Raw genomic sequence first — 7,779 nt, forward strand, 5'->3', positions numbered from 1 at the left:
AACCAAAGGTGGAGGCCCGCGAAATATCGGTGGCCAAGAATTAGTACTTGAAAGCATTTGATTCACTCACCGATACACCTAACACCTTTGAGGAGATGTGGACCCCATGGAGTTAGATACAGCCAGCCTATGGATAATGATCGCCGCAGCGCTTGTTCTACTCATGACACCGGCACTGGGCCTGTTCTACGGCGGAATGACCCGCTCTACCGGCGTGGTCAATATGATGCTGATGAGCTTCTCGGCGGCCGCGCTCAGCGCGATCGTCTGGATTCTCTGGGGCTATTCGCTCTCGGCCGGGGAGCCGGCCATCGCCGGAGTCATCGGCAACCCGTTCAGCGACATCGCCATGCAGAACACCGAACCCAGCGGGCTGCTCGCGGCCGGATTCTCCGGCACCTTCGCACTGATCTCGGTGGCGATTATCTCCGGCGCGATCGCCGACCGCAGCCGTTTCGCCCCGTGGCTGCTCTTCGTGCCGCTGTGGGTCTCACTGGTCTACGCGCCGGTGGCCTTCTGGATCTGGGGCGGCGGGCTGCTCTCCGAGGACGGCGTTCTCGGCCAGCTCTTCGGTGAAGCCATCGACTTCGCCGGCGGCGCCGTGGTCCACACCAACGCAGGTATCGCAGCTCTTGTCCTGGCTTTGAAGCTTGGACAGCGCCACAACTTCCACGACCGTCCGCAGCCGCATAACACCCCGCTGGTGATGCTGGGCGCAGCACTGCTCTGGTTCGGTTGGTTCGGCTTCAACGCCGGTGCCGCCACCACCGTTGAGCAGGCCGGGCTGATCTGGATCAACACCATGGGTGCTCCGGCCGCGGCGGTGCTTGGCTGGATTCTGGTTGAGAAGCTGCGCGGACAGCGCCCTAGCTCGGTAGGCGTCGCCTCCGGCCTGGTCGCCGGTTTGGTTGCCATTACGCCATCCTGCGCCGATCTGTCTCCCTGGGCGGCCCTGCTGCTTGGACTGATCGCCGGTGCCGGTGCCGCCTGGGCGGTCAACCTGAAGTGGAAGCTTGGCTACGACGATTCGCTCGACGTGGTCGGTGTCCACCTGGTCGCCGGAATCATCGGCACCCTGTACCTGGGCATCTTCGCACTGCCCACCGAGGAGAACGCCGGAGGCCTGTTCTACGGCGGCGGACTGAGCCAGCTGCTTGCGCAGTTCATGACGCTGCTCGTCGTGATCCTCTTCTCGGCGGCCATGACCTGGGTCATCGCCACGGTCATCGACAAGATCGCCCCGTGGCGCGTCTCGGCCGAAACCGAGATCGAAGGCATCGACGTCTCCGAGCACAACGAAAGCGGGTACCACTGGGTCAGCAAATAGCAATGAGGGATGAATAAGGGGTAGAACTCCGGGGCGACTCGGCAGTTCCGCAGGAAGCCTGCCAATGGTTCATGGGGCCAGCGGCAGGCTTCCTCTGCGTTTGCCGTAACCTGTCCGCGGCCTCCGGCCGGCACCAATCAAGGCTGTTGCGTTCCGCTGCCGTCCACACCGAAATCCATATTCCGGCGTTCGTATTCGCGCTGGCTGAAGGTCGCCTGCTGGATCGATTCGACCTGGTCGAAACTCGACCCGATGGCTCCGCCCAGGGTTCCCAGCGACGCCGCCAGCCAGGCGAGGTTGAAGTACTCGGCGAAGCCCACCGGATGCCTCAGCTGGTAGGCGAGGAATCCGTGATCGATGACCACCAGCGAACCGAGCAATAGTGCGACGAACAGCAATAGGTACATTGCGGCTGCCGCCAGCATCACGGTCAGCACCGTAGAGGTGTTGTAGAGCACCAGGCGCTCGCGGTAGTGCTTTCCGCGCGGACGCTCCCAGAGCCTGTTGTGGAACAGCAGCCATAGCCCGAACAGCAGGATGCTGACGACGGTAATCAGTGCCAGGCGGAGGCTGCTGAGGTAGTCGGCCATGGACCAGATGCTGGTATAGAATACGCCGAAGGCACCGGTGGCCGCCGCCCCGGCGAGGGCCGAGGACAACTGGGGGACCAGCCGCCAGGGCCTGTTACTGCGCACCATTCCGCAGACCAGAAAAATCCGTCCACGCAGGCCCTTGAGGCTGACGTATCTTGTTGATGAGCGGCCGTCTTCGCTCGGCTCGTCCAGGCTTCCGCTTACCGAGAAGGCGCGTGCCGACAGGGACGTCGGCATCATCGGCTTCCGGTCGCTGGACAGTTCGCCCATGATGTCAACCAACGAGTTGGTGAGGTTGCGCGGACGGGCCATTCCCAGAGACGGAACCACCAGCGTCGCGGCCCCGTGGAGCTGGCTGATGCTTCGACCCACCGGCTTGCCCTGACCGTACTGCGGGATATCGGTGAGGTAGATGATGTATTCCCAGCCGAACTTCTCGCGCAGCGCGCCGACGTGCTTATTGAGCATCACTTGCCCGGAATCGTCCAGTGGGAGCGTGAGCGGGCCGACCTTGACCGACCAGCGGACTTGATCCTCCTCCTCGCTATTCAACGCGTTTTCGAAGCGTTCGCGCACCTTGCCTGCCAGCACCTGAGCGATCCCCGGGTCGGCAAGCATTCCCACGGTGCGCACTGCCGGCTGTTGCTTTGGAATGATGGACCTCCGAAGTGCGGCATGGTATTTTTCGGCGGCGGCTGCCACTATGCCCACTCTAGGAACTGCAGGGGCAATCGCCAAGCAATCTCAGTCTTTTTGGAGAATCAAGCCAGTGCAGAGCCAGAAAGTCTTCCGCCTTGCCCGGAATTCCTTGCGCTCTCCGAGTCGATGTGGAATTCTCGCAATTATCCCGCCAAGGGCAGAATCGGCGCCGCGCGCAATGAAGAGGAGCATCATGTCATTCTTCGAAGAGGCCAAGGAAAAGATTGGAAACCTTCTCGGCAAGGTGAAGCCGCCGGAGGAGGAGGACATCGAGCAGGAAACCGGCAACGGCACAGGGGATGACGGCTTATTCGACGAAGACGATCCAGCGATTGGAGAGGACCCGGATCTGAACGCCTCGGACGATGATCAATACGAAAGCCGGTGATGACTGGCACCCCGCCCGGAATCTTGGGCCGGGACTCGAATCTGATCTATGGTGAGGACAGATATCTGCAGGGTCCATGAAACAGGAAGTATTTTGCCGGGGCTATTGTCGTGCCGCAACGAAGTTTCCGTGCCAGTGGTTATTCGTGGCCCTGGTAGTCCGTCTGAAATTAGCTTCTTGCTAGGCGATCCTCTAGCGAGACACGCCCTACTTGGGTGTGGCCAACTTTTTCAAGCCGAAGCAAAGAGCAGACCTATGCCGCGCAATTTAACCAACATGTCATATTGAGCAGTCATATACCGTCAGCTCCCTGTTTAGGGAAGATCGGGAGATAACGTATCTGCTGCATCACTAACACGCGAATGCAGTGCCCCGAATAATTCTTTATCGGTAGCTGTAGCTGCTATTTGAGCAATGAGATGCGAACGAAACGCTATGGGGGATTGCACGCGTGTGGACGCTGGTAACTCCGTGAGGGCGATAGTTTCAGAAGGGGGAGTGTCGGTCAAATACGACCAGGCCCCTCCAGGCTCCGCTCTGGTTAGAGTGGAGTCCTTAGTCCGCGAGAGTTTCACGGGTTAGCGTACGTAGTATTTAACGGATTCGCGAGGTTGTGTGGCGCTTATAAAATGCGCATTGAAGAAGGGAAATTTACTCAGCAAGTCGTGACCTTCGGAGATTTCTCAGGGAGTTCACGTATCGAGAATTATCTGAGCTATCAAATTTTGACGGTAATCGTCAAATTTCTCGACTCTAAGCTATGATTAGAGTATGTTGCTACTCAACTTTACGGTATCGAACCATAAGAGTATTCGTGATGAGTGCACTTTGGAGTTTATGCGTCCCAGCTTTAAGAAGCTGAAGCCGGGCGTCGATAGCGATTGGCCTGCCGTCACTTATCCTGTGGTTGGTGTATTCGGCCCGAACGCCTCCGGTAAATCTACGCTCATTGACGCATTCAAGTACGCCCAAGCGGCGATTAACCATTCGTCTACACTCTGGCAACAGAGGCCGGAAATGGTACATGTTCCGTTCGCTCTTGACGATGAGTCAGCTAAGGGGCCTAGTTCGTATGAATTCGATTGGGTATTCGAGGGCGTACGTCATAAATATGGTTTCACAGTTACCCCGGAGGGAATCGAAAAAGAATGGTTGCTTGATCTTCCTCGCACCCGCTGGCGAACGCTAATCGATCGTGATCGTAGTTCTGAGTCGCCCACCCAAGTTCGCTTTAAGGAGAAGAATGGGTTGGTTGCTGTAACTCGACGTGAGCTGATCCTTTCGCGAGCAATTCTGCTGGAGCACGAAGAGCTTACTGACCTCGGCAAATCATTGCTAGATGGGATCGAACTCGCACCATTTGGTGACACGAATAGAGAACGCCGACTCGCAAGCATCACCGACTCATTGCTGCAGCAAGAGATGAGCTTTGAGGACTTGACGACCCTTCTGCAAGTTGCCGATATCGGTGTTCGGTCGATTTCCGTCAAGGAAGATCAAGCTCCTCCAGAAGCTGTTCGACTAATGAAAATATTTGCGGAACTCGTTGATTCTGAAGCCGAAAAGATTGTTGGTGAAGAGAAGCGGATTCATATCGAACCCCTTGAATCCGATGCTGTAGTTCGAACCCTGGAATTTTTGCATAAGGGCAGGAAAAAAGACCCTCGGGCTTTCGGGGTCAACGAGGAAAGCGCAGGCACTATCGTCTGGCTTTCATTAATTACGCCTGCAGTAGAGGCTTTGCGATACGGGACAATGCTGGTGGTCGACGAACTTGACAACAGCCTCCACTCGCATTTAGTTGAGCTGGTAATCAGCCTTTTTCTGAATCCCCGAATCAACCGCTTTGGTGCTCAGCTCCTGTTCACAAGTCATGACACAAATCTTCTGTCCCCGGAATCTGGTTTTGATCTTGAAGCCGAGCAAATTTGGTTCGCAGATAAAGATGCAGATGGTGCAACGGAGATTTATTCGCTAGCAGATTTCCCTCATCCGAAGGACGCCAACTTTGAACGTCGATATCTCGCGGGACGATATGGCGCCGTGCCACGTACGGCTCCGAGCCTGCTGGCAAGAGTGATCGGATCGGATGATAGCTAGTGGCGCGCCGTAAGAGGTCTGAAAAGAAACGGATTCTGATTTGTACTGAAGGGACGGTAACGGACCGCAGTATATTGATTCGTTGAAGCAGATTTTGGGAACGTCTGGAGAATCCGTAACGATTCGCACTGTTGGTGTAGGCCGAGATCCTGTCAAGATCGTGCAAAAATGCATGGCTGTTCGAGACAAGGCAATTGATCCCTTCGATATCGCAGTTTGCCTGATAGATGTAGACACGCATGCAAAGTTGAAGGAAGCGCTGGCTCTGGCGGCTCGCAACGAGATCAGCGTTGTTGTATCCAATCTCAAATTTGAGGTCTGGTTGCTTTGGCACGTAGTTGAAAGTGTGACTCATTTCGAATCGAAGCTACTGGACCGGATGATGAGTGAGCAAAAGATTTTCGAGAAGGAGAAATCGTTATCGCCCAAATTCCCCGTCGAGAATTATAAACGTGCATGCCAAATCGCACGCCGAGCTGATCCGAAGTTGGGACCTGGGGAGATTGGTCCTAACTCATCGACTGGTATGCCATGGCTAATTGACATCCTTACCTCAAAATAAGAGAAAAGTAACCCGGCCTTCCCGCTTGCAACCACAGTAGGATGTATCACCTCCATCTCCCGTAATGTTGGAGCGCGCCCGATTCTTGATATTCTAAGTAATCGAGTCCTGTGTGATTTTTTATGCGCACCGTAAGACCTATCGAAAGAAGTGCCCGGCACGTGTTTAATTCACTTTCCGATCGCCTGACAGCGACCTTCAAGAACCTTCGTGGCAAGGGTCGCCTGACAGAGGCCGACATTGACGGTACCGCCCGCGAAATTCGCCGCGCCCTGCTGGACGCCGACGTCGCCGTACCTGTGGTTCGCGCCTTCGTAGCCCAGGTGAAGGAACGCGCACTGGGCCTGGAGGTTTCCGAGTCGCTGAACCCGGGACAGCAGGTTGTGAAGATCGTCAACGAGGAACTCGTTGGCATCCTCGGCGGCGAAACCCGCCGCCTGAACCTGGCCAAGAACCCTCCGACGGTGATCATGCTCGCCGGTCTGCAGGGTGCAGGTAAAACCACCCTGGCCGGCAAGCTCGCAAAGCACCTGAAGTCCGAAGGCCACACCCCGATGCTGGTGGCCTGCGACCTGCAGCGCCCCAACGCGGTCAAGCAGCTGCAGATCAACGGTGAACGCGCAGGCGTTCCGGTCTACGCCCCGCACCCGGGCGTCTCCTCGGAATTTGATACCGCCACCGGAGATCCAGTCGCCGTAGCCCGTGACGGTGTCGCCGAGGCGAAGGCCAAGCTGCACGACATCGTCATCGTCGATACCGCCGGTCGACTCGGTGTCGACACCGAGATGATGGCCCAGGCCGCGAACATCCGCGCGGCCATCGACCCGGACGAAGTCCTCTTCGTCATCGACGCGATGATCGGCCAGGACGCAGTCAACACCGCCCAGGCCTTCCACGAAGGCGTCGACTTCACCGGCGTGGTGCTCTCCAAGCTGGACGGCGACGCCCGCGGTGGCGCGGCCCTCTCGGTCGCCTCGATCACCGGCAAGCCGGTCATGTTCGCCTCCACCGGCGAAAACCTGGACGACTTCGAGATCTTCCACCCGGACCGCATGGCTTCGCGCATCCTGGACATGGGCGACGTGATGACGCTCATCGAACAGGCCGAGAAGAACTGGGACAAGGGCGAAGCCGAGCGGATGGCGAAGAAGTTCGCCGACCAGGAAGACTTCACCCTGGACGACTTCCTCGCCCAGATGGCCCAGATCAAGAAGATGGGCTCGATGAAGAAGATGCTGGGCATGATGCCCGGCTCGCAGATCTCCCGCCAGCAGCTCGAGCAGTTCGACGAGCGCCAGATCGATCGCGTGGAGGCCATCGTCCGCTCGATGACCCAGCACGAGCGCGTGGCTCCGAAGATCATCAACGGTTCGCGCCGTGCGCGTATCGCCAAGGGTTCCGGTGTCGCGGTTTCCGAGGTCAACCAGATGCTCGAGCGTTTCACCGAAGCGCAGAAGATGATGAAGAAAATGGCCGCCGGCGGCGGCATGCCGGGAATGCCAGGGGCTGGCAAGGGTGCCGCGCGCAAGGCGAAAGCCAAGGGCAAGGGCAAGAAGCAGGCGAAGTTCGGCAACCCGGCCAAGGCCGCGCAGGCCGAGCTGGAAGCCAAGACCAAGAAGTCCGCGGCGCCTGCCGGTTCGGCCTTCGGTCAGGGCGCCCAGCAGGACTTCGATCCGTCGAGCCTGAACCTGCCAGCAGGTTTTGAGAAGTACTTGGGCAACAAGTAATTCTCCAGTTTTTACCAGACTGCGCCTCGTGGACCTTTTCGGTTCGCGGGGCGCAGTTTTCTTTGCGCTACGCCAGTTATCGAGACCACTGGTTTCGGCTCCGGTTCACGCGCCGTAGGATGGAAGGCAGGGGTACTCTCCCCGTATTTTGGAAGTGCACGGCATTTCCAGCTAGGCGGCACATCATGTCCGACAAGTCACCACGCAAGGGCGAAGCGAAGAAGCCCGCAAAATCCATCAAGGAAAAACGCGCCGAGAAGCGGCTGAAGAGTGCTGATTCCCTCACCGAATCAGCACGTAAAAACGCCAAATAAGCATCAGCGTCCGATCCTTAGGTAGCGAATCAGCGGCCTAAAGACAGCGCCTAGCCCAGATTTTTCATG

At 57.5% G+C, this 7,779-nt stretch carries 7 protein-coding genes; 6 read left to right on the forward strand and 1 reads right to left on the reverse strand.

Annotated elements, in window-relative coordinates:
• The first annotated feature begins 106 nt into the window (after positions 1-106).
• The gene (locus CIK76_RS13240; protein WP_096287210.1) at positions 107-1,327 is read left to right on the forward strand and encodes an ammonium transporter; all 1,221 of its coding nucleotides are present in this window, start codon (positions 107-109) and stop codon (positions 1,325-1,327) included.
• 137 nt (positions 1,328-1,464) lie between these two features.
• On the opposite strand, the gene CIK76_RS13245 is transcribed toward CIK76_RS13240, so the two are convergent.
• Positions 1,465-2,622 carry a hypothetical protein gene (locus CIK76_RS13245; protein ID WP_141393559.1) on the reverse strand — a complete coding sequence of 386 codons (1,158 nt, stop codon included), beginning with the start codon at positions 2,620-2,622 and terminating at the stop codon, positions 1,465-1,467.
• A gap of 190 nt (positions 2,623-2,812) precedes the next feature.
• Here CIK76_RS13245 and CIK76_RS13250 point away from each other — a divergent pair, with 190 nt between their 5' ends.
• From CIK76_RS13250 to CIK76_RS19840, 5 genes are all read left to right on the forward strand, one after another.
• Complete coding sequence (locus CIK76_RS13250) at positions 2,813-3,007, forward strand: hypothetical protein (RefSeq protein ID WP_096287214.1); 195 nt, start codon at positions 2,813-2,815, stop codon at positions 3,005-3,007.
• Positions 3,008-3,778: 771 nt separating this feature from the next.
• Complete coding sequence (locus CIK76_RS13255) at positions 3,779-5,107, forward strand: ATP-binding protein (RefSeq protein WP_096287216.1); 1,329 nt, start codon at positions 3,779-3,781, stop codon at positions 5,105-5,107.
• 73 nt (positions 5,108-5,180) lie between these two features.
• Positions 5,181-5,669 (forward strand): RloB family protein, encoded by a 489-nt coding sequence (locus tag CIK76_RS13260; protein ID WP_096287218.1) that lies wholly within the window; start codon positions 5,181-5,183, stop codon positions 5,667-5,669.
• 161 nt (positions 5,670-5,830) lie between these two features.
• A complete protein-coding gene (gene ffh / locus CIK76_RS13265; protein ID WP_096287220.1) occupies positions 5,831-7,396 on the forward strand; it encodes a signal recognition particle protein in 1,566 nt (521 codons plus the stop codon).
• Between the two features lie 185 nt (positions 7,397-7,581).
• Positions 7,582-7,710: a hypothetical protein gene (locus CIK76_RS19840; protein ID WP_255248468.1), complete on the forward strand. Its 129-nt coding sequence runs from the start codon at positions 7,582-7,584 to the stop codon at positions 7,708-7,710.
• Positions 7,711-7,779 lie beyond the last annotated feature (69 nt).

Source organism: Glutamicibacter sp. BW80 (genome assembly GCF_002332385.1).
Lineage (GTDB): Bacteria > Actinomycetota > Actinomycetes > Actinomycetales > Micrococcaceae > Glutamicibacter.